Source organism: Verrucomicrobiia bacterium, assembly GCA_035495615.1.
Taxonomy (GTDB): domain Bacteria; phylum Omnitrophota; class Omnitrophia; order Omnitrophales; family Aquincolibacteriaceae; genus DATJFP01.
The window spans coordinates 7019-32659 of record DATJFP010000049.1 but is presented as its reverse complement, the minus strand read 5'-3'; the positions used below and the strand labels follow the sequence as shown (position 1 = coordinate 32659).

1 protein-coding gene is annotated in these 25641 nt (G+C 62.2%); it reads right to left on the bottom strand.

The window, feature by feature from the left end; all coding sequences use genetic code 11:
- Positions 1–25346, bottom strand: a 25346-nt coding sequence (gene pgk / locus VL688_06725; protein ID HTL47741.1) for a phosphoglycerate kinase, incomplete at its 3' end; no start/stop codon positions are given.
- Positions 25347–25641: the final 295 nt, after the last annotated feature.

The window sequence follows — 25641 nt, the reverse complement described above, 5'->3', positions numbered from 1 at the left end:
TCGCTGCCCAGCGGAATGGGCTTGCCGTCGTTGTCCAGGACTTCCAGTTCTTCCTTGAAAAGAATCGTGTTGTTGGCCGGATCCAGGTGACGCGCGACCACGCGGTTGCGGATGGTCCTGACGTCGCCGTGCTGGTACCAGGCGGCCTTTTCCAGTTCCTCGGCCACGGCATGGAGGCGGCGGTCGAGCGGCACGTGGCCGAAATGCTCTTCGAAAAGGTACGCGTAGAACATCACGAGATCTTTTTCCGACGCGATGGCGTCGATGAAAAGGTCCAGGCTGTTGCCGCTCTGCTTGTAGATCTTGTTCATCGCGTCGAAGAAGGCGCGGCGCGAATTGCCCTGCGTGTCGCGCATCATGTCGTAGTTCCACAGCACGTCGTAGAAATAGCTGACGTTCTTGGCTTCGGCGGCGACGTCGAGCACGAAAAGCTTCAGGTCGTTGATCCACTCGAAGCGGGCGCGGCGGGAACCGAAATGGAGCGCGTTCAGGTTGGCCCACGAATCGCGGTTCAGGCCTTCGATGTCGGGCGGCAGGAAATTCTGCATGTACGAATAAATCAGAGTCTGGGCGAGGAACGCGGGCCGGTCGACCGGCGCCTCTTCGCGCTTCTCTTCCGGCAGATCGGTCTGTGGGTGCCAGTTTGCCCACACCTTGTTCCACGTCGCGCGCGTCAGGTGGATTTCGATGGGGCCTTTGGGCGTGCCGAGCGCGTCCCGCTTCTGGGCCAGGAAGAAGAGGATGCCGGGATTGCGGTCGCCCTGCGTCTCGGGGAGATCGTAGAAATATTTGTCGCCGAGATCATCGACGACGAAGACGAGTTTCTCGTGGGACTTGACCGCGTCCATGATGACCTTGGCCGGCTTTTCGTGTCCCGCGACCTTGAAGTCAGGGTCGATGAATTCGAGAAGTCCGTTGCTCTGATGGTCGGCGCCGAATTTCTTGTACGGCGGCGGCGTGAACATGTTCCCGATCTGGTTGACGGCAATGTGATGGACGACTTCGGCCGGCACTTCCTCGACGCGCTTGCTGGTTTCCGCGATGTTCACGTACTTGTTGTCGAGCCATTCGCGCTGGTCGGAAGTGAGCGGCGCCACGCCCATGGCGCGGTTGACCGCGTAATTGCCGCCCACGCGCGGCTGCCACGGCGTTTCGAGCCGGGTCGAGCCCATGCGGAAGCCTTTTTTGTGCGCTTCCTCGCGGAAACGGCGGTAGAAATTACCGAGCGTCGGATCCTTGTGGAGCTGGTAGCTTTCGTCCAGGTGCTTCAGGTATTCCTTCGTTCCGTTTTCGATGAACCACAGGTTCACGTCGCTGACACCCTGCCTGCGCGCCTCCGGGCTGGCCAGGAAAAGTTCGAGCATGCCGGCAAAGCGGTGCTTGGTCATCTGCGCGAGCGCGCCCATGAAGCTTTCGATGGCTTCGTGGATGACGATCTGCGTCAGCATGTGAAGGCTCTTCGCCTCCCACGCCTGGCCGTCCCCGGGCTGGAGCTCGTCCCACAGTTTTTTGGAGATATGGATGATGGCCGTGTATTTTCCGTCGACCTGTTCGAGCGTGAGGAAGCTCATGACGCCCATGGGATTGTCCTGGTCCTTGAAGCGCGGGTACAGGTAGCCTTTTCTCAACTCGACCGCGCCGTCCACCTTGCGGGCGATCTCCGGCATTTCCACGTTGCGGCTGGAGTGCGCTTCGGCCTCGTCCTTGATGAACCCTTCGTGCGCTTCTCCGATGTCGTCGATCTGGAAGCGGACGATGTCGTAACTGAGCAGCACGGCGAGCTGTTCTTTGAACGTCTGCGGTTCGCGGCGTTCGCTGCCCGTCTTGTTGGCCGGATCGCCCGTCGCGAGGCCCAGGTTGCGCCGCGTTTCGAGGTCCAGCGGGAAAAACTCACGGACCTTGTCTTTGATGGCCTGCGGGACATTCTGCACGTCCGTCCAGTACGGCATGGCGGCGGTTTCGTAATCCGCCTTGTGCATCTTGAGGAAGTCGCGCGATTCTTTCAAAGTCTCGTCCGAAGGAAGCAGCATGAATTCGCCGTGAGCGGTCGTGGACTTGGGTTCGAGATCTCTCTGAAGCCGCCGGGCGGTTGCGGCCTTCGCCGAATCCTGCGCCGTGTCCGCGGCCTTCTCGACGAGCTTTAATTTTTCGATGGCCTGCTGGATGCGGTACCTCTGGCTCAGGCGCGTGTAAAAAACTTCTTCGTCGTTGCGCAGGTCTTCAGTGGCCGGCGCTTTTTTCACGACAAGGCCGCTGGAAGGAGCCGCGGCTTCGCGCGTCATTTCGATTTTGGGTTCCGACCGCAGTTCGGTACGGGGCTTTTCGACGGCGGGAGTTTCCGTTTCCGCGGCACGGAGTTCCGCGCGCGGCGTCTTGCCTGTGACCTCAGCGACCGCCGTGAAATCTTCCGGCGTCAGCGAAGCGCGGCCCAGCAGGAAGCCGTCGATGTTCCGCTGGCGGATCAGCGCAGCCGCATTGCCTTTGTTCGCATTGCCGCCGTAAAGGATGCGGACCCCGGCGGCCATGTTGAAGCCGTAGGTTTCGAAAATGATCGAGCGGATGAAGCGGGCCATGGCCTCGGCCTGCTCGGGCGTGGCGTCCTGGGTCGTGCCCACGGCCCATACGGGTTCATAGGCCAGCGTGACCTGCGCCATCTGTTCGGGCGTGAGGCCTTCAAGGCTTTGCGTGACCTGCTCGCGCACCACATTGAATTCGTCGCCGGCCTGGCGTTCGCTGAGAATCTCGCCCACCACCACGATGGGTTTCAGGCCTTTCTCGAGCGCGTCCTGGACTTTCGCGCGCACGGTCTGGCTGGTTTCGGCCGGCGTGCCGCGGCGCTGCAGCGAATGGCCGAGGATCACCCAGTCTCCGGCTTGAGCCGCGGACGCCGTTTCCGGCGTCAGGTTCTGCAGGCCCGTCTGGATCAGGTTTTCGGCCCCGGCCTTGGCAATGGCGTCGCGGACGATGCCCGCGTGTTTGTCCGTGGGAAGAATGACGACTTCGAGCGGCCCCATGTCGTTAAAGCCCGCGACTTTTTCCACGATCGCGGCGGCGTTCCGTCCGGCGATGAATCCGTCCAGGACGCCCTGCTTCCAATTGCCCGCGATCACGCGCGTGCGCGCGGCAAGCGCGGCGCGGTCCACGTCACCGGCCAGGCGCAATTCCTGTTTGGGCGTTCCGCCCTCGTAACGGATGTTGAGCCGGCGCGGCTGTTCGGGCGCCAGGCGGTTGATGAGCTGTAAGAGCGTCGCGATCATGCCGGACCGGTCCGACGGATCGAGCTGGCGCGCTTTTTCGAGCGCGGCCACGGCGTCCTTCTTCGCGTCCGCGATCTGTTCTTTCTCCGGCGAAACAACGAGCTTCTTGGCAATGACCACCTGTTCGAGCGCGCGCGCTTCGTTTGTATTGATGCCGCGCAGCATGCCCGAGGCAAAATCGAGGTATTCGCGGCGCGACGTGCCGTTGCCGAGCGCGATGAGCGCCGCGGCCTGATCGTAGGTGTCGGGCGAAGCGAGCTTCGTGCGGTAATCGATCGTGAGCGTCTGCGTGAGGCCGGAGCCGCCGATCACGTTGTGGTAAACGCGGGCCGTGCCGTTCTGGCGGTCCACGTCGAAACCTTTCACGGAAGCGTCCCACGCATCGTCTTTGAGTGAAGTGATGTGGACGACGAAGTTGAATCCCTTGACCAGCTCCCGGTCCGCGCCGGCGGGTTTGGAGGCATAATTGCCGTCCGGATAATGCGTCCACACCTGGTCATCGTAATTTTCAGACGTGATGCCGTAAGCCGCGAGCTCGCGCCATTTGTCGGCGGTAATCAGGCTTTTGTCGGCATTCAGCATGTCTTTGGTGTCCCCGGGGACAAGCCGCATGGAGCTGGCAAGCCCGTAGGCCTTGGCCATGCCCGCCTGCACCGTGGCTTCGGCCGGGGCCGCGGCTTCGTAAACCGCGTCGACCAGGCCTTCGCCCAGCGCGCGCACCGCGCCGACCGTGCCATTCTTGAAGAACTTCATATTATTATAGGTAGCGGACTCGCCCGTCACGCCGAACGTGCCGTCCGGCCCGTCGATCTGCGTCTTCGCGTAAGCGAGGAATTTCTGGAAATGCGTTTCGAAATTATCTTTCCATTCCGTGCTCGGCACCCACAGGCCGCTTTCATTTTTATAAGCCGCCTTGATGCCTGCCTGGATGAGCTGGCGCACGACGCTGTCGTGGCGCGGACGGAAAAGCTGCGCGATCTTCACGTCGGAAATTTTCTTCGTGCCCGCGATCTCTTTCAGGTTTTCGGCGACCGACTTCGTAATGTCGATGCGCGCTCCGGCCCGGGCGTGAAGTTCAGCCATGTACGTGACGTCGCTTTCGGGAAGCTTCGCCACCGTGCCTTCTTCGGCCAGCATGAGAACGGCCGTGGAGCCTTTCGTCGCATCAAGCCGCAGGCCTTCGGTGAGTTCGACAGGGTCGACCGCGATGCCGGCCCTCAGAGTGTTGATCGCAAACTGCGCGAACGTGCGGTGCGCGCCGCCGGCCTTGCTGCCTTCGCCGAGCGTCCGGACTTCGTCCAGGCCGCCTTCGCCGATGAGCACCGTGGCGAGAAGGTCCGCGATGAGGTCGAGGCGCGTGCCGATTTCATCGGCCGCGGCTTCGTCCGCCGCGTCTTTGACGCGCTTGATCGTTTCTTTGTCTTTCAGGTTCGCGAGGAATTCCGCCGCGGCGGCCGCGCCGGCATCCGAAGCCGCGAAAAGGCCGAGACTGTTTTCGAGAGTTCCCGCGGGACGGACCTTCTGGCCCGTGCGGAAAACTTTGACGCCCGCGGCTTCCGTAAAATAAGCGGAGCCGGGCAGTTTCATCTGTCCGAGCAGCGCAAGACGCGCCTGGTCGCCGCGCGTTTTCAGGTCGGCGCTGAGCCGGGAATAGTCCGCGGCCGCGGTCTGGTTTTCAAGGGCGGTCCATGCCGCGAACACGACGGCATCGCTCGAGCCGGTACGCACCGCGTCTTCCAGTTCGCGCCGCAGGTCCACGCGGCCTTTAGGCAGATGCGCGGCAACGGCGAGATGCGCGAGAACAACGGGTTCGGAAAGGGTCTTGCGTTTGGCAAGCGCGTCGCGGGTCTGAGCGCCGAGCCATGCGGCCTGTCCGGCGCGGGAGAGAACGCCCGCGAGAATCAGGAGATTGGACGCGTCTTTTTCACGGCTGAACGCCTGCTTCAGCGCTTCGACGGCGGCGGGTTCGAGCGTGACGCCCGCTTCCTGCAGGGCGGCCAGAAGGCCGGCCGCGGGACGGCGCAGCGAAAGCTCGTCGCGTTTCAAATAAGAAATCAGTTCCTGCTGCACAAGCCCGAGCGCGCGGGGATAACGTTTTAGATCGCTCACCACGAAATCCAGGGCCTGCGGGAAATCCTCGCCCGTGCCGTCGCGTTCGACCATGGCAAGGTTGAGCAGCGCCTGCTTGAGGCCCGACTGCCAGGAATCCGGAAGACCGGACGTCGTGACCGGCGCCGCGGCCGCGGCAGCCGCCGCATCCGTGCGGTGGAAAATAATCCAGCTCGAGGAAATCGAAGGGAGCACGTTGCGCGTGATCATGCTGCGGTAATCGCGCTGCGTGTTGTCGCTGCGCGCTTCCTGAGACTCGAACGAAATCACGAGCTTGCCCTGTTCTTTGGACGTGAGCAGCGTTTTCAATCCGCCGAACGTGTTCTGGAACGCGTAATAATCGCCGCCGAACACGAGGACCGGCGTCTTGCTCTGCGCGATCGCCTGGCGGATGTCGCCGGCCACTTCCTGCGCGGTGCGTCCCGCGGTTTCGACGGCCGCAAGATTTTCAGCTTTGTACCAGCTCCACGGCCCGTAGCCGGAAATGAGCGGCGCGGCATAAGCCACGCGGGCCGAGGCACCGGTTCCGGAAGCGGTGGATTCGGCTTCTTTCCAGGGCTCGAGGGCGCGGAACGTGACTTCGGGAGCGCCCGCCACGGTCTTCACGGGCTTGGCCGCCGGGGCTTCGACAGCCACGGGTTTTTTCGAGGTCAGCGCGAGGTATTCGGCTTCGGAAATGAGCGCGCGCGCCTGGATGGCCTTGTCGTCCGCGGTCGGATGATTAATGAAGCTGGCCAGGCGGCGGAACTGGTAATCGTTTTCGACCACCCAGTAAATGGGTTCGTTGCGCGCGAGCCCGAGCTCGGCAAGTTTCGGATTCGGATAAAGGACTTTCGGCGCGGCCGGCAGCTTGATCCCCTTCTTGATATAGTCGGGGTTCGGCACCCAGTGATCGAGCTTGCCGTCCTTGAACACGGGATAGAACGGGAAGCCGTGAATCTGGCGGATGGGTTCGTAGTCGGCGCCCGCGTCCATGGAATTCCAGTTGGCTGTCGCCGCGCGGACTTTGTTCGGGTTGAAGGTCTGGTGCGCGTAGCCGGCGGGCACGGAATAAAATTCGCCGACTTTCGCGGGAACGACCGTGACGTCTTCGACGCCGACGATTTCGCCGCGCGCGTTGAGGACAGGCTTGAAGTGCTGGAACCACATGACGTACTTGCCGTCCGTCGTTTCGCCGATGGCTTCCTGGCCGATCTGATAGACCTGGTAAATTTCGCCGGTCAGCGTGTAGCCGGTGCGCTCCACGCCTTTGTGCGCGTGGCCGAGCGTGTAGGTTTCGGGATCGAAATACGTGATGTCGTGGCTCTGGCGGTTGTCCTGGGCCGTCTGGAAGTGGCGGTCATCGCGGTACACGGCGCGATGCGCGGCGTAAGCGATTTCGTTGCGCTTCACGGGCGTCAGCGCTTTGCGCTCCGCCTGCGGCAGCACGGGTTCCATTTCGCCGAAGCGGCGCACGAAGTTCGGGCCGTGGTTCGTGGTCGGCGCGTCGTAAGTCGCAAAGTCGTCTTCGGTGGTCCGGAGTTCGGTTCTTCCAGAACCGAACTGCTCTTCCAGTGCCAGCACATCGGTGCTGGCGCGGAGTTCCGATTTTTGGTTCATGCGGAAGCCGAGTCCGGCAACGCCCACGCGCGTGACAACGGGCGCCATGCGGTCCTTCGGAGTTTCGGCGACCTGGATCTTGCCGCGGTCCGCGGTTTCGACTCCGTACGGAAAGCTGTAATCGTTGGCTTCGGCAAGCGCCGCGGCCGCGCGGTCCTGCGCGCTGATGTTAAGGCGGTCCCAGAAGGACACCGCGAACTTGTCGACCATGCGGTTGGTCCAGATCATGCGTCCGGCCATGCCGTTTTCGGTTTCGTCCGCGAGGAATTTTTCCTGCGCCGCTTCGGTCACGTTCTTCGGATCGCGCACGTCTTTCCAGAACGCGCGGCCGACCATGTAACCCGACGCTTCGCCGACGTACATGGCCAAAATAATTTCAGGTTTAAAAACGTCGCCGAAGTCTTTGCCGGCGGAGAGCAGGAGCCACGGCTTGCCGCCGGTGGCCTGATTCAACTGGCGCAGGTGATCGGCCGTGACTTTCAACATTTTGTAGGTGTCCGGCTGGAAGTCGGACTTCTTCGCTTCCAACTGGCGCAGGAAAGCTTCGTAACGGCTCTCGCCTTCCTGGGCTTCCTGCAGGTTCTCGAGCCATGCCGTCAGCTTCTTTTCGTCGCCCGGGGCCGCGATGATGTCGCCGTCGCCCGGATATTCAAGTTTCAGGATGCCCGCGTAAGGCTGGATGAAGCGGACCGAATCAATGACCGCCTGGGCTTTCTTATCATTCGTGGCCAGGAGGAATTCGCGCTTGGCCTGTTTGTTCTCGGCTTTCGTCTTTTTCGGATCTTCTTTAAACTTCAACCCAAGCCCGTCGCCGTCGATCAGCTCTTCGAGCATCAGGAACATGTCGTAGTACGCCACGGCGCGCTTCATGTGCTCGAGGAATTGCTGCTGCGCGGCCATGAACTTCGCATCGCCCGGCTTCGTGTAGGTCAACAATTTGATCGCGTCCACACCCATGCGCTTGAAATTGCGCACGGCCGCGTCCACCGCTTCCCAGCTGCCGAGGTCCGGCGACGCGTCTTTGGGATTGGTGACCACTTCCGTCACCCACTGGTTGTCTTTCACCGCGAACTTCGTCGTCTTCGGATCCACCACTTTGCGCACGTACTGGCCTTCGGCATTTTTCATGCGCGGCAGCCAGTCGAGCGAACCGTTCTGGTCAGCGATCAGCACGGGCTCGATTTCGGCCGGGGCCGGAGCATAAGAAAGTTCGATACGGCCGATGAGGCCGGTCTTGCCCGCGAGAATCTGGCCTTCCTGCAGCAACAGCTGCAAGGCGCCGTCCGGAGCATTCGTGAGAACGCCGGTCGCGAGCGCGGGCTTGTCCGTTCCCGTGCGCGCGGAATACTTCGCGAGGTTGCGTTTGGTGCGGTACTGCCATTCCTTGGCGATGCGCTGTTCTTCCCCGTTCAATTCGCCCCACTTCTTCAGCACGCGGTCAATCGTGCGCGCAGCTTCGGGCTGCTTGCGGTCGGCTTCGTATTCGCCTTTCGTGACTTTCGCGCCGTCGGTGCGGCGAACGTACCAGACGTAATCCAGCGAGTCGATCGACATTTCCGCGATCGAGTTGTCCTGGTCGAACGCGAGAACCTTACCTTTGCCGTCCGGACCGAGCACGGCCGAAATCGCGCGGCGCTCGCCGCTGTAACCGTTGAGGTAGCGGCCGCGGGTATCCGGGGAAACACGGAAATCCAGGTCGCGTCCGCCGCCGCGCTTGGGCGCCGGAGGAAGCGTCTGTGTATCGTTGAGGCGCGCGGCCGTGCGCTGAGGCACCGGCGAAGCGTAATTGTTGGCCTGCTGAAGGGCCGCTTCGGCGCGGTCTTCGGCGGTAATGCCCAGGCGGTCCCAGAAGGACACCGCGAACTTATCAACCATGCGGTTGGTCCAGATCATGCGCCCGGCCATGCCGTTTTCGGTTTCGTCCGCGAGGAATTTTTCCTGCGCCGCTTCGGTCACGTTCTTCGGATCGCGCACGTCTTTCCAGAACGCGCGGCCGACCATGTAACCGGACGCTTCGCCGACGTACATCGCTAAGATAATTTCAGGTTTGAAAACGTCGCCGAAGTCTTTGCCGGCGGAGAGAAGGAGCCACGGCTTGCCGCCGGTGGCCTGATTCAGCTGGCGCAGGTGTCCGGCCGTGACTTTCAACATTTCGTAGGTCTCGCGCTGGAAGTTCGCCTTTTGCGCTTCCAACTGGCGCATGAAGGATTCGTAACGGCTTTCGCCCGCCTGCGCTTCTTCGAGTTTTTCGAGCCAAGCGGTCAGCTTCTTCTCGTCGCCCGGAGCCGCGATGATGTCGCCGTCGCCCGGATATTCGAGTTTCAGGATGCCCGCGTAAGGCTGGATGAAGCGGACGGAATCGATAACGGCTTTCGCCTTTTTGTCGTTGGTCGCGAGCAGGAATTCACGCTTGGCCTGTTTGTTTTCGGCCTTGGTCGCTTTCGGGTTCTCTTTGAATTTCAATCCGAGCCCGTCGCCGTCGATCAATTCTTCCAGCATCAGGAACATGTCGTAGTAAGCCACCGCGCGCTTCATGTGCTCGAGGAACTTTTCCTGAGCGGCCATGAATTTCGCATCGCCCGGCTTCGTATAAACAAGGAGCTTAATGGCGTCGACGCCCATGCGCTTGAAATTGCGCACGGCCGCGTCCACCGCTTCCCAGCTGCCGAGGTCCGGCGACGCGTCTTTGGGATTGGTGACCACTTCCGTCACCCACTGATTGTCTTTCACCGCGAACTTCGTCGTCTTCGGATCCACCACTTTGCGCACATACTGGCCTTCGGCATTTTTCATGCGAGGCAGCCAGTCGAGCGAGCCGTTCTCATCCGCGAGGAGGACAGGTTCGATTTCGGCCGGGGCCGGAGCATAAGAGAGTTCGATGCGGCCGATGAGGCCGGTCTTGCCCGCGAGGATCTGGCCTTCTTCCAGCAAAAGCTGAAGAGCGCCGTCCGGAGCATTCGTAAGAACGCCGGTCGCAAGCGCGGGGCCCGCCACGTCAGGACGCGCGGAATACTTCGCGAGGTTGCGTTTGGTGCGGTACTGCCATTCCTTGGCGATGCGCTGTTCGTCCGCCGACAATTCGCCCCACTTTTTCAGCACGCGGTCGATCGTGCGGGACGCTTCGGCATTTTTGCGGTCGGCTTCGTATTCGGCCTTTGTCACTTTCGCATTCGTGCCGCGCTGGATGTACCAGACGTAATCGAGCGAATCGATCGACATTTCCGCGATCGAGTTGTCCTGGTCGAACGCGAGCACTCTGCCTTTGCCTTCCGCTCCCAGCACCGCCGAAATCGCGCGGCGTTCGCCGGTCGCGCCGTTCAGGTAGCGGCTGCGGGTCTCTTCCGAAACCGGGAATTCGAGTTTGCGGCCCGTCGCAGCGCGGGGCGCGGCAGCGGCCACGGGAGCCGCGGCTTTGTAACTTTCCGGATGCTCGGCCTGATAGGCCATGGCCTGGTCCACGTTCACGGCGTTCGTCACCGACGCTTCCGTGCCGTCCACCCAGATCATGACTTTCACCATGCGGCCGTCGACCACCATGGTCTGCAAAGGATTGATGTTCGCGACATTCGCGTTGTCGCGGAAATCTGAGGAAACAAGCTTCTGGTCCAATTCGCCGAGCTCGCCGGGCGTGATGATCTGCACCACGCCGTTGAAGGACGTGCCCGCGGCTTCGGTGAGGGCTTTGTTGATGTCGTCGGCCGTAACGTTCGCATCCGCGGAAAAGACGGCGTCGATGATGATGACCGACGCATTCTGGTCCGGAACTTTCGTCATGCTGCCGTCGATTCCGATGCCGGGAACGAGTTTGCGCAGCTCGCCGATCGCGGCGACTTCCTTGGGCATGATGTTCAGGCGTGCCGAACGCTCGCGCGCCACTTCCTGATGGCTGTCGAGTTCGTCGAGCTGCAGCGTGCCGTCGATCATGATGCCGAGCGCCTTGAATTTGTCTTTGAGGACCTTGATGACCGGCGCCGCCGCGCTCGTCACGTAATGCGGGCTGGACACGATGCGGTCGGAAGCGGTAAGCGAAGTGTGGTTCACGCCGAATTCCACGGGCTTGGCGTCGACCGCACCGCGGTCCACGTGGCCGACATAGATCACGCGCTTCGCGCCGTTCGTAAGATGGGTTTCGAGCTCGGACTGTTTCTTTTGTCCGGCGGTTTCATAAACAGACTCGACCTGGAACGCGCCCCACATGGGTTTCGCGCCGTCGAGAACAAGAATGGGTTTTTCTTCGGTCCTTTCGCCCTTCTTGAGCGTCACGATCACGAAGTTGTAGCCGCGGCCGCCCGGCACGTACTGGCCGTTCTGCAGCCCGCCTTCGACGGCCTTGATCGAGCCCTGGCCTTCGGCCGGGAACAGCATGTATTTGGCGGAATTGGAATCATGGCGGAGATAATGCGCGAATTCCTGCGCGGCAATCAGAGCCGCCTGGCGCTTAGCGTCGGGAGCGGAAGCGTCGCCCGCGAGCACGCCCGAGATGCCGCTCACGGCAAAAAGTTCGGCCTTGGCGTCGCCGGTCAGAAGCCGGCGGACAAGCGCGCGCGTCGTCGGATTCTTGGCGCCGCTGATCGCGACACGCCGCGTCTTCGACGGCACGGGAAGTTCGAGTTTCGGAAGCTTGGAAGGCGCCGCGGCTTCAACCTTGGGAGCGGCCCCGCCTTTTTTCTTCTTTTCTTTCTTGGCGACCGGCGCCACGACCGCGCCCGCGGGAATGACAAGGCGGCCGTCTTCGACTTTTTCTTCGACGAGCGCGGCCTGGATCACGTGATCGAGCGAACGCGTGGAGAAACCGGTTTCGTTGTCGTACCAGATCGCGCCGAACTTCACCATCGTGGTGCCGTCGGCAAGCTGAATGACTTTCGTCTTGTTCGGCTGGAAGATGGCGGATGCCGTGCTGTTGATGATGTCCTGCGAAACAATGTCTTCGTCGCGGTATTCGATGATGCCGCGCATATCGGTTTCGGAAGCCGCGCGGATCACACCGTTGATCTCGTCGACCGTCCATTTTCCGGGAACGACCATGACCATGTAGGCGAGCGAGCCGTCGGCCACGGGAACCCGGAGCGCCTGGCCATCGAACTTCTTTGCCAGGTCTGCAATAATTTCGCCGATGTTAGCCGCCGCGCCGGTTTTCGAGCGCAGCGTATTAGCCATTGCGCCGCGGCCTCTCTCGGCGTCGTCATGGCCGAGGTCCTGCGGCTTTTGGTCGTTCGTATAAGGATGCGTGGTGCCCATGATGGCGCGGTGCACGCCCACGCGCTCGACCGCGGTCTTCGCGACAGGGCCGAGGCAGTTCGTGGTGCAGCTCGCATTCGAGCTCATCTTGTTTTCGGGATGCTCTTCGAGGATCTCGTGGTTGACGCCGATCATGACCATCGGGACGTTGGAGCCCGTGGCGTAGACGACGCGCTTCGCGCCGCGCGGGTTCTGTTCCGTGCGCGCTTCTTTCAAAAGATGCGGGTAAAAACGCTCGACGACGGAACGGTCGAGGAATTTCACGAGGTCCGTGTCGTTCTTGCCGCTGCCGGACGCGTCGAACACGACTTTCACGCCGCCGTGCTTGCCCCAATTGCGGCCCCAGTCGAACGTGCGGTCGTCGCCGCGCTGGTTGAAGAGATAAATCGGCTCGGACCACTTGACCTGGCCGCGGGCCACTTCGACCCCGATCTTGATGAAAGGCTGCGTGCCTTCCATGCCGTAGGTCGCCTTGACGCTGCGGCCGTGCGAACGGAAGCGGCCGTGGATGGAATGTTTCATGAGGCGGCGGGCAAAAGCTTCCGCGCCCTTTTCCGCGCCGAAGCGGTCGAGCTCGCTGACGCCGTTGATGACTTTCAGGATCGCGATGTCGGCACGCTGGTCCACCACGCCGTCGTAGATCGCCTGGAAGAATTCGTCTTCTTCCACGCTGGCAAAACCGGCCTTGAAGGCTTCGCCGCCGGTCGGGCCGGGACCGTTCAGGCCCCAGTAAAACGCGCGCTTCGGCATTTCAAGCGCGAAAGGCGTGTGCTGCGATTCTTTCTTCGCGGCTTTCTGTTCCGCGAGCCGGCCGTACCACCAGTCGTCGATCGCGCGGCGCACCGGCCACACCGAACCTTCGAGATGCTCGAGCGTGGCGCCGCCGCCCAGGAACACGTACGTGAACTGGTTCTGCGCCTTGTTCTTCTCTTCATAAAGTTCGGCGACGGTTGCCGTCTCCCCGCCGCCGATAAAAGTCTTCACGCCGGCCTTGGTGGCTTCGGCAAGGGCCGCGGCCATGGCCAGCGACCCGTCGTTTTCAAACCGTTCGAACACGCCCATCGGGCCGTTCCAGAAAATATTTTTCGAGCTCTTGGCCCACGCCGCATTACGCGCGACGGTCTTGGGACCGATGCCGACGCCGACCCAGCCGTCCGGGATGTCGCCTTCGACGACCTTTACCTGCGTGGGCTTATCGAAATTGTCCACGATCACGTGGTCGAGCGGGAGCAGGTCGTTTTCAGAAATGCCTTTGGCTTTCGCCGCGGCCACGATTTCCTTCACAACCGCTTCCTGGCCGGATTCCACGAGCGAATTGCCGACCTTGCGGCCGAGCGCGGCCATGAACGTATAGGCCATGGCGCCGCCGAGCGTCATGCGTCCGCCCTGCGGCAGGCGCTCGACGATCTTCATGAGGACTTTCGCTTTGTCGGAAACTTTCGCGCCGCCGGAGAGCACGAAGTCGGGCGTCACTTCCTGAAGCGCCTTCACTTCGCGTTCCATGGAAAGGCCGACGTACGGCGCGCCGCGGCCCTGGAGAATCTGGCCGGTCGTGGAAGACTGGTCGCGGTGCGCGACGCTGGGCGCGTCGTTCACGTACATGTCGCCGAGCGCGGCCATCTGGCTTGCAAAAAAGCGGGAATTGTTTTCGTCCGGGCCGAAACGCGTGTTTTCGAGCACGTTCACGGCCCCGGCCACGATCTTCGAGCGGTCCACCTGCACGCCGTTGCCGTTCACGCTGCCTTCGAGGAAGTTCACGCGCGGCGCGGTGCGGCCGGCATAGGCTTCTTTCAGGAGCTTGTCGATTTCCTGCGCCACGACGCGGTTGGAAAGCTTCGCGTCCGCGCGTCCGCCGGGGCGTCCGATGTGGTTCAGGATGACGACGGTGGCGCCGCGGTCGATCAGGTACTGGATCGTGTCGAGCGAAGCGCGCACGCGCTTGTTGTTCAGGATGCGTCCGGTATTTTCATCGAGCGGAACGTCGGCGCCGATGCGCACCAGCACGGTCTTGCCGCGCAGGTCGCCCGCGGAAAGTCCGCTGATGCTCGGGAGGTATTGCGGGTTGCTTCTCTTTTTCCAGCTGTAGCCCCAGGTTTCCATGCGCGACGGGCCGGGAACTCCGGCGACTTTGCTCCACGGCATGATGCCGCGGGCCGTGCGCAGTTCCGGCCGAACCGGCGTCTCGGGGTTGCGCGCGGCGATGGTATGCGGCGCTTCCGGTGCCGTACGTAACTCGGCACGGCTGAAGTGGCGCTCGAACCACGTGGGCGCGCGCTTGATGCGTTCGGATTTGTCTTCCTGGATGTAAAGGCCGTTCGGGACGTAAGCGTGCTTGGCCGCCTTGAAACGTTCCATCTGCTTGGGATTGCCGTGCACCTGCCACTGGCTGTAACCGCCGGCGCGCGCGCTCATGACGACGGTCAGCTTCACCGGCGCGTCGGGGCTTGCGGCCCTGCGGTGGTGGATTTCCTGGATCAGAAGGTCGGAGAACATGGTGCCGTGGAATTCGGCCATGTCGTAATGCTTGTCCGGCGAAAACGCGCGGTCATGGAAAGCGGCGAGCGGCTGAGGCAGCCCCTGGCGTCCGTTCACGACGTTGTCGATCCACGCGCGCCAGGCCTTGCCCGCGCCCGCAGGCGTGAGGTGCGCATCGCGTTCGAAAAGATTTCCGTTCAGCGCGAGGTCCGGGCTGATGGCAAGCTGCTGGCGGGCTTCGTCGAATTCAAACGTGCCGGCCGGGAAAATGCGGTCCAGGATCGCGAGGAAGCCGCGCGGGTTCGTGCGGATCAGCGCCTTCAGCGCGTCCACCGCGTTCGGCGCGGCGATTTCCGGGAACTGAACGCCCGGCTCTTCGCGTTCCAGCGCGTCGAGTCCGTCGGCAATGCTCTGGAGATAAGGGGTCTGCTCCGCGGCGCGCAAAAGTTCCGGCGCGGAGAACGGCGTCAGAATGCGGCCTTCTTCGATCTGGGAAAACGGCTGGCGGCTCAGGAGCCCGATCCAGCCCGCGGCGATGTTGCGCAGGATGGGCGCGCGGCGCTGCAGGACCTGGTTGTAGGCGTCGAGATCGTTATGGAACGCGTCGCGCTCCGCGGGAGTCGGCCAGTTGTTGAACTGCGTGTCGGTGGCGAGCTGGTCGAGTTCGCGCAAGGAGCCTGCGGCCGGAAACGCTTCCTGGTACGCGGGGTTCTGCTCGACATAGTCCGGACGGATGCCCTGCGCTTCGAACGCGGCGGCCGCCTGCTTTTCCAGGCCTTCGGGAACGAGATAGTACGTGACTTCGGCGACGGTCTGATCGTCGCGGCCTTCGTTGATCTTCTGCGTGTATTTGGCGGTCTGCGTCTTCACGAACACCGGAAGCTCGCCTTCGCGCGCCGGCGCCGCCGGGCCCTGCGACCACTGCCACAAAAGATGGACGACGGCCCACGCGGTTTTCTGGTCATCTTTCATCCAGTATTTGATGTTGTAGGCTTCTTCTTCCGGAAGCCAGCCCACGGCGACGAAACGTTTAAAAATGCGTTCGATATTGTAGGAGGCATCGAGCAGCGCCTTCACTTCGCGGCGCGCGCGCGCTTCGGCGGCGGCCGTGTCCTGCGTGCCGAGGGCTTCCTGGCTGCGCTGGCGCGCGTACTGCGTGACGGCCCAGGCATAGATCTGGGCAAGCTGCCAGGCATTGTCTTTTTCCGTGCCGCGCGAAACATTGCCTTCGAGCGACGAATCAAAGACCGACGCTTCGAACGGGCTGAGCGCCGCGAATTCCGAAAGGTGGAAAGGAAGGGCCTGGCCTTCGGCCGCGGCTTCGCGTGCCGCGCGGATCACGACCGCGGGCAGAGGCGCGAATGCCTTGCGGCGCGCCAGTTCTTCGGAGCCCGGCATGGCGAACTGGGTGCCGCGGGCAAGGATCGCGTCCGCGACCGCGTTGTTTTCGATCAGCCATGCGACGAGCGGCGCGATGCGTTCTTCGACGATGTGCACCGTGCGCATGTTGCCCCGGAGCGTCTTCTTATAGTAGTCCACGGCGTAGCTGGCCGCTTCGAGGATCGTGGCCCAGAGCGCGGCATCTTCCGGATGTTCGCGCGCTTCGGCGATTCGGAGCGCCGCGGGCAGGAGCGAAGGCTCGTAAAGGCCAAGCAGCCCGCGCTGGCGGTATTCGTTCTCGAGCCGCGCCTGGTTATAGAGATGGGAATTGACGACCGCGTCGCGGAAAGGACGCGCGTCGAGGAAACCGTTCTTGCGGTCCGGATCTTTTTCGTCCGTGTTCAGGATGCGCTGGCCGGTTTCATGCAGGAGGGCGTTCAGGAAACCGCCGACAAATGGAATCCAGTAGATCAGGGAATTCACGGCCCAGAGCACAAGGCCAATGGGATATGTGATAACGCGTTTGGCGATCGAAGAACCGGGAACCAGGAACCATGCCGGAAGCGCGACGAGCAGCGCGGCGGCCAGAGCCAACACAGTAAGCGTGGCAAGCGGCGGCCCGAAAGCCAGCACGGCAAACCAGGAAGCTATCGAGAGGAGCGCGCCCGCGGAATTGGCGACCGTGATTCCGGCGAGATAGCGGAGCACGCCGGCCTTCACGGCCACGGCGATTTTGCGGAAGAAGAGGCTCGTCTTTTCCCCGGCCGTCAGCGACGAGGAGAGCATGTTCTGCTGTTCGTACTGGCGGAAGGCCTCGCGTTCGGCGCGGAAAGCGGCCTGTTCGCCCGCGTCCGCGATCTTGGCGGCATTCTGTCCCATGATTTCGTAAGCAAAAGTGACCTGCGGCGTTTCCTCAGCGAGGGCCTTGACCTTCGCTTCTTCCGCGGGAGAAAGTTTCATGAGCGACCACACGCCTTCGCTGACGAAGACCTTCGCGTCTTTGTCGTTGCCCAGGCGTTCGAGCGCCGTGCGAACCTGCGTCGCGGACTGTTCGGGCGCGTGCGGGTTGAATCCGAGAATAATGTTGGACGGGCCGGGCGTCGCGCGGGACGCGTCGATCTTGCCGTCCGGGCCGGTCACTTCGTCGCGTCCGTTGCGGCGGAGGCCTTCGCGGTCGCCGAAAGTCCGGACCTTGCGTTCGGTCATGCCTTCGGGCGAAAGCGCCACGGCGACATTGGCCGAAGCCGCGCTCGGACGGCCGGGAAAAACAAGCGGGGCGAGGATGACTTCCAGCGCCTCGCGGAACATTTCCTGTTTGTAGACGAGCGTCATGCGGTTGACCTGGTCGGTCTTGCCGCCGGAGCGCCAGTAGCGCCACGCATCGCTCACGTACTGCTGCACGCGGCCGGCAAAAACGTCGTCGTCGCGCGTCAGGCGGTCGTCGCGCGCGTTCATCACTTCGAAAAGCTGCAAGAAGGCTTCGAGTTCTTCCAGGCTCGTGCGGGTCGTGATCTCGTCGACCAGGTGCTTGAGCGCGTCTTCACGCGTTTCTTCGGCCTGGTCCATGAGCCGGTAGCCCGCGCGCCGCGGAAGATTTTCGTACAGGAACTGCGTGAGATAACCGTAGGCCGAGCGGTGGTAAAGCGGCAGGCCCGTCGCAAGCGTGACCAGAAGCGCGGCGCCGTTGACCACGAACGAAAGGCCATAAAGGGCGAAATAGCCGAGATTGAGCGCGACGACCGCGGGCCACTTCCACCATTTGCGCACATTGCGCACTTCGCGGGCCATTTCTCCGGCCGCGCTGCGGACTTTCTGCAGCCACGAGTTGGTCAGCAGGCCGAGGAAGGCCAGGTCGTGCTTCACTTTGAATCCGAGGGTCTTGCGGGTCGTGAACATATAATTGAAGCCCCAGCGCAGCGAGCTCTTGAATTCGCCGACGGCCGTGTAGAAGCCGCGCATCTGGTGGCGGTCGAGGTCGAGAAGGAAACGCAGCTCGCGGTCATGCGAGAGCAGCGCGGCCACGCGTTCGGCGCGGTGCGCGTCCACGACCACGATGACTTCTTCGCGGAACGCGACGCTGTCTCCGGAAATTTCGAAACGGTAAGATTTGTCGCCGGCATTGAAGCTCCGGGCGCCTTCGGCGGATTCCACGGCCTCGCCTTCGGCGGGCGTGAGGCGGATGCTGTTCGCGGCGGCGCCGCGGGCCACCTGATATTCCACGCCGTTCAGGCGGACGTTCGAGCCGATCAGTGCGGTAACGGGACGGTCCGAGCGCAGGATCTTCGCGCGCCAGGCCAGCTCCACGTCGCGGTAGAAATCATCGCTGTATTTGTTGAGGCCGCCTCTCGCCTTTTCATAGGAAGCGCGCAGGTGCGGCGGAAGCGCCTGTTCCATCACGGGCTTCAAATAGCGGTCGTCGTACGCGGCAAGGACCGGCTGCACCGTGGGATTACGGCGCAGCGCGACAAGCGCGAGCGGGCTGAAGCGAAGGGCGATCTGATTGTCTTCGAGAGTTTCGAGCTCCACGCCGGGGATGCGGGCAACAGCCTGCTGCAGCCGTTCAGCGGCGCTGACGTCCCGGCGGATGTCTTTGAAAAGAGAAGGAAGAAGATCCGCGGCAAGGCGGAACTGAACGCCCATGTCCGGCGTGTTCTGCGCTTCGGAAGTCATGCGGCCCTGGAGCTGGCTGAGCAGCACGCCGGCCAGGACTTCGCCCGCTTCGTGGCGGCGGTCGGTGGCGTGGAAGAAAGCGAGCGATTCGTCGCCGGCAAGTTTCACCGCGTCGGCTTCGGTCACGTGGCGCTGGTCAAAAGGCATGCGGCGCAGATCTTCGAGCGACTGCGTGCGGTTGCGGGCCGCGGCAAGCTCCGCCGCGTCCGGCAGCAGCCTTTCGGGAAGCATTTCCTGAGTGTAAACCGTTTGTCCCGCCGGGGCCGAGCCCACGACTTCGTTCAGCCGGGCGCGGTCGTACACGCCGACCACGCGGTAAGCCGGGCCGTTCTTCAGAGAAACTTCGTATTCGCCGGGCCGGAGTTCGGCGCGTCGGGCGCCGGACGGTTGTTCCGGTGTCGAGGCACGGGCCTCGACGCGTAATTCGGAACGCGCCATGACGCTGAGCACGCTGACGACGCCCCAGAAACGGTCCTGCGGATTGTCCGGGTTCAGGCTGCGCGCGGTTTCGAGATCGAGAAGGCCTTTGAGCCAAAGGGTGTTAACGACTTCCGAGGGATGCGTGTTGTAGCCATAGCTTTTCGCCGTGTTCCAGTTCAGGAAACCGAGCGCTTCGCGCACCACGTCGCGCACGTCGCGGGACGGATAATGCCAGCGCGCGTTTTCGAGGACGCGTTCCACCAGGTTGCGCGTGCTGCCCGGCTCGTCGAACGAAGCTTCCGGGTCCTGCACCGCGGCGAGGCGGCCGATGACCGCGTCGATCGCAAGGCGCGTCTGGTTTTTCATGCGCGTGATTTCGTCGATGGCGAGATTGCCGTAAACCGGTTCGGAACGCCCGAGCTCGCTCGCGGATTCCGACGGCTGGAACGAGCGGCCGCTTTCGCCCATGAAGCTGCGGATGAACGGATAATTTTCGGAGATGAACGGCATCCAGCGCAGGATGCGAATGTCGCCCGCGAGGTCGACCGAGCCGCCCGCGGGGCGCTTGGGATGCAGCGCGAGGCTCTGGTAAACTTCGAGCGCGCGGAAGAAATCGAAATCGTCGATGATGCCGCCGAGGTCGCGGACCCGTTCGAAAAGAAGGCCCGGGAGCTGGCCCTGGATCAGGCCTTCCTGGCCGTTGATCTTGATGCGCAGCGTGTACGGCGCGCGCACGTCCACGGCGTGCTGGTACAGCGCCTGCTGTGCGACGGACGTCCAGTATTCTTCGGAGCGGGGATACACATAACCTTCGGGCGCCCAGCGCGCCTGGCGGGCCCATTGGGCCTGCTGCATGCGCAGCTTCATCTGCGAGCCGAGCCATTTCGGCGCGAGTTCGCGGCTGATGATGTAATCAAAGAACGGATCGGATTCAAAGCCCACTTTTTCCGCGCCCATGGCCAGCAATTCGAAAAGGTCGATCACGTTCGGGGCGTCGTCGGCGCGCATCAGGGTGTTCTTGCCGCCTTCCACGGTGAACACGACCACTTCGCCGGAACGCTTGGCTTTGTCGCGCAGGCTCTTGAGGACTTCTTTTTCCGCGTCGCCGATCACGTCCGTGTTGAGCGCGACCACGTTCACCTGCATGTCCCCAATCTTGAAATCGAACGGGCCGGGCTGCGAGCGGTCGAGCGAAAGCGAATTCACGGTGCGCGCGTCCGTCAGGCTCTTGGCAACGCGGTCGAGATCCAGCGCGAGCTGCGCGCGGGACTCGTGGCTTTCGAATTTTTCTTCCTCGCCGAGAAGGCGGTAGGCCTTCAACGCCTGGATGACTTCTTCCAGGCTGCGGGCGGAAGTGACGAGCGGTGTCGCCGGATTCTGCCGCGGGTTCAGGATGCGAAGGAGTTTTTCTTTCCACTCGGCGCCGAAGATCGACTGCGCGCGCGAGATCAGGACGCGGTGGAAAATGCCGAGCGCTTCCCAGCGGAAGTCGCCGAAGATGATGGCGCGGGCCGATTCCAGCTCCTCGCGCGTCGGGCGGTAAATGGGCTGTTCCAGCGCGCGGTAAATTTCCTGCGGCCGGTCCCAGAAATAATTCACCCAGAAAAGAAGGTTGTCCGGAAGGTAAATGACGTTCTGCTTCGTGCCGTCCCACGTGCGGAGCCGGAGGTTCAGCGTCATGAGCGCGGCCAGGCGGATCAGCGTCTGTTCGTGCGAGTCGGCTTCATCTTTCTTGCGCTCGAGCTGGAGGACGGGCGGCTCGAGCCGCGCGCCGCTCTCGATGCGTTTTGCGAATTCGTTCCAGCGCTGCACGCCCGGCACCGACGGGATGAGGGCGGCAAGGCCTTTGTTGTCTTCGAAAAAGCGGGGCTTCAGCGTCAGGCGGGGATTCAAAGCGCCGGAATCGCTGCGCGCTTCGCCTTCGTACTTGAACCATTCGGGGAACGCCTGCGCCGCGAGCACGATGAAGCGGCCGAGCAGCGCGTTGACCGCGTCCGCCTGGGGCGCCGCGACTTCCGTGCCGGAAAGGTCGCCGTAAATTTCCGCGGCAAGCGTGGAAAGCCACGCGGGCACGCGCGAGCCGTGCAGGAGCGCCTGCGGGATCTGCAGGATCAAATCGCCTTCGGGAGAAACCGTCGGGATAAAGGGGCTGTCCGCGGCCTCACCCGTCAAAAGATTCTGGAGAATGCCTTTCGCGAACCGGATCGCGATGGGCCGGATCAAATCTTCGCGGCGCGCAAAGGCCTTGGCTTCTTCCACGTTGCGGAAGCCGGCCTGCTGGAATTGTTCGAGCGACGGGAGCGCTTCGACGGACGCCGTGGTGCCGCGCGGGAAAACCGGGTACAGGCCCTCGGCCACGAGGACCGTCGCATTGGCGGTTCCGAGCAGCGGAACCGCGGCAGCGACCGCCGCTTTTTCCGAGCCCTTCACCACGCCGCGGATTTCGAACGGCATGTTCGCGCGGTGCACGACCTGCGAGACACCGGCCGGCAGCGTTTCCACGGCCGCGCTTTCGGTCAGGCGGTACCAGAGTTTTCTGAGAAAAAGATTGAAGCCTTCGGGACGTTCGAGCTCCATTTCGAAAATTTCGTTCGGCGTGAGGAAGCCGAGGTCGAGGAAAGCCTGCTTGAGGCCCACGAGATCGTAGTCCCCGCTCAGGAGGTTGCGCACCACCTGCGCCGCGGCCGCTTCGGTGTGTGCCGCGGTCACGCGTTCGCGCACGCGGTCGATCAGGTATTCATCATAAATGGCCTGGTAAATCCAAAGCGCCTTCGCGTCCACTTTTCCGGAGAGCGGCTGCAGCTTCGTCGTCTGCACTTCGCGCAGCGCGGGAACGTAATCGACGTAGTTGCGGACAAGTCCGAGGTCGGAAAGCTTTTCGTTCACTTCGAGCGCGCGGCGGCTGTAAGTCACGGCAAGGCCGGGCTCGGAATTCAGTTTGTCCGTGAGGTCGGTGAAGCTGGCCACGCCCGCGATCTGGACGTTGGCAAGGATGGGCTGTCCGCGGCCCTGGCGGAAGAGCAAGCTCTCACGGACGACCGGATTGTTGAATTGATACGCGACATTTTGAAGCGCTTCAGGAGTGACGACCCAGCGGTACTTGCCTTCGGGATGGAGCGCTCCGGCCTGCTGGTCCACGAACTTCGCGGCGCTGACCGTGTCGAGGCTGTGGCGCACCGGCCCGCCGCTCAGGTAATGATCACGCGAAAGCTCGAGGCCCGGAGGAAGCGCGGTGCCGTGCTCGAGATGCCAGGCTGCTTCGTCGCTGCGCACATTCGCGGTCGAACGGCGTCCGTAAAGGTGCTGCCAGATTTCGTCGGCTTCGAAGCCGTAATTGGTGGCCTGGCGCGCATTGTCTTCCACGCGCACGCCCGTAAGATCGATGCCCGAGAGATCGTGATAATAGCTGACTTCTTCCTGCACGGCGACGGAACGGTCGCCGCGGCTTTCGACGGCCATGCGCGCGGCCGTGCGGTCCGAAGGCGCGATCACTTCGACGAGCACGCTTCCGGAGGCGATTTCCGCGTCGGTCGCGGGCCGCAGCTTGCCGTCCGCGTCGAGGTTGAGCGCGAGAACGAGGCTGTTGTCCGGCTGCACGGTGATGCCGTACGGCTTGTAAGCAGGCTGGTCTTTCTTGAGAGTTTCGACGTATTCCGCTTCGAGCTCGCGCACGAGACGTTCGAAACGTTCGCGCCCTGCGGGCGCCGCAAGTTCGCGGTTCAAGTATTCGGTAAAGCTGCCCGTGGGCTGGCGGCGCAGAAGATCGAGAAACTCGTCCCAGTTGCCCGCGCTCTTTTCCAGGAGATCGTGGAATTTTTTGCGGTATTCGCGCACGCCCCACGCGGCCGTGAGTTTTTCACGGAAAGCTTCACGCGCCGAGGCGTCGCGGAAGGTGTGCAGCTTCCAGCCGAAAGCCGTTCCGTAACGGTCGGCAAGGCCTTTCGCGCCGACGGGAAGCGCGAGCGCGAGAATCAGCGCGCTGATCCAGCCGGAAACCGGCGTTGCGAAATAGAGAAGGGCCGCGGCGGCCGCGGTCACGCCCGCGCCGAAAATAAGATAGCGGCGCCACTGGTAGAGTTTGCCGCGCACGAAGTCAGAGATGGCCTGACGCACGCGGGAGGTGCGCAGCTCGGCCCGAACGGGTTCCGCTTTGGCGGTTTCAGCCGGAGCTTCGACTTTCGTCCGGCTCGCGGGAGCCGCGGACGGCTTGGCCTGGGCGCGTTCTTCGCGTCCTTCGACCAGCGTCACCTTGCCGTATCCCCCGTCCACGGGAAGACGCAGCCACAGGGAGCCGGCTTTTTCGTCATGCACGATCTGGATGCCGTTGGAAATTTCGGAACCCGTGAGGGCGTCCGCCAGGAGCGCCTGCACTTCGGAAAGAGGCATGTCTTTCAGCGTATCCTGGACAAGTTTCTGGAGGCCGGCCGCGAGAATGATGCGCTGGTCCTGGGCCGTAAGCGCGCCGCGTCCGTACACCTCGCCGGCCTGGGCAAGAAGCTGTTTGACGAGCGCCGAGGCCTGCTGCTTGACGATCTCCATGTTCACGCCCGTGCCGAGCATGGCCTTTTCGTAGAGCCCGTCGTTTTCGAGCGACGTCATCTTCGGGCTGATGACGACATGGGAAACGCCTTTTTCTTTAAGGATGTTCGTCAGGCCCTGGCTGTGGAAACCGCCGGTGATGATGACCGTGGCCTGAATTTTTTTAGAACTGCCCGTAAGCTTGAGCGCGTTGCCCGCGAGCACTTCGTCGCGCTGGCGCGAAAGCGCGTAAAATTCTTCGGCGCGGCGGGTCGTCGCGGCATCCAGTACCGGATAAGCGGGTTTCGAGGATTTGTTTTTCTCGAGCTTTTCGAAGCGGGCGATGATCCGGCGAGGCTCGAGCTCGGCTTTGCGCGCCTGGTACTTTTCGTAATCTTCCCGCGTCATGGAAAGGGAAAAGAGATTTTCGAGGAGCCGGAAATCGTTCGCGAGGCCGAGCAGCTCTTTTTCTTCCGGCGTCTTGACGAGCGTTTCTTCGAGCCGGCCTTCGAGGAGCTCGATTTCGCGGAAGAGCACCTTCGCATCGATTTCTTCGTGAAGGATGAGCGTCCCGGCTTTTTTCATGGCGTCCGGGAAGCGCAGCAGGTCGATCTTGCGCCCGGCCATTTCTTTTCTCAGGAATTCGAAAAACGTGCGGATGGAATTCACTTCCGGGTAAACGTCCCGGCGGACAGACGGCAGCTCTTCCGACTCGCGGACGAGCGTCTTCAGGGTTTCGAGGATGAAATCTTTTTTGCGGGCGGCGTCTTGATTCGCCGGCTTGCCGAATCCGGACTGCACCGCGCTGACAAGGCGGTCCCAGTCGGCCTTCACGGATTCCTGATTCAATTCTTTTTCGAGCTTGTTGACCAGGAGCAGGCGCACCATCGCGGGCCATTCGAACTGATAGCGCGCGTCCGTAAGATCGAGCTTGAGGAGATCCTTCGCATCGCGGCCAAGGAGGTCGAGGTATTCGTACGCGTTTTCCTTATGAGTTTCCCACGCGGTTTTTTTCAGGACGTACTCGTGCAGGGATTCGTTCAGCAGGCCGATCTCGAGGCGTTCGAGCTGGCGGCGGTAAAACTGGATGAGCTCCTGGACCGGTTCTTTTTCGGCTTTGACTTCGCGGAAAAGCGTGAAGCTCTTCTTATAAAGTTCGCTGTTTTCAATACCGACGACCGGCGCGCCGTTCTTGCCGCGCTTCAGCGCGTAGAGTTCCGCGCCGGTGAGTTCGCCGAGATCGACGAGCGATTCGGCGAGCGCGAGGTTGAGCTTGGGCTCTTTGAAAATTTCGAGGACGCCGGGCTGGACGCGGTCAAACGCGCCTTCGACGGAGATCTTGCCGAGATGGCCTTCGTCGGAAAGGTATTCGAGGATGGCTTCGATGTTGCGCTGCGCTTCGGGCTGCGAGTGCGCGTCCTGGATGTGAATGACGAGCGCGTTGGACGGCGCATCGGCTTCGAATCGCGATTCCACGCGGCCGAACGCTTCCGGGATCTGGAAATCGTGGACGAAGTGGGAAATGGAATCGAAGGAGCCCGAGGCATGGGCCGGGACGAATTTCGCGGCCAACGGCGCGGAACGGGCTACCGTATCGAACGAGAAAAAGAAAACAAGGACGGCCGCCGCGAGACGTAAGCCTCGGCTGAACTCCCGGCCTCCCTTGGAATATTGCGTCATTCAGTCGCTCCTGAATCGATCATTGACTAACAAACTTTGCCTTCAGTCAATTGCTTCTAAATACTTCGGCTTGCCTTTATAAACCCGCGAAGTAAGTACGCAGTAAAAATTCATCGAAGGCGAAACTTTTTAAAACTGGAGAAACTTCCGGATCCTGCAAAAAAATTCTGAGCTAGGCTGCTTCGAAATTTCTTCTCCGGATTTGCAACGCTGGTACGGACATCCGTTTTTTTGCTTAAATTTTTTTAACCCGGATGTCCACAATTTCGCGTTAGTAGCGGAAAGTTAACCACAC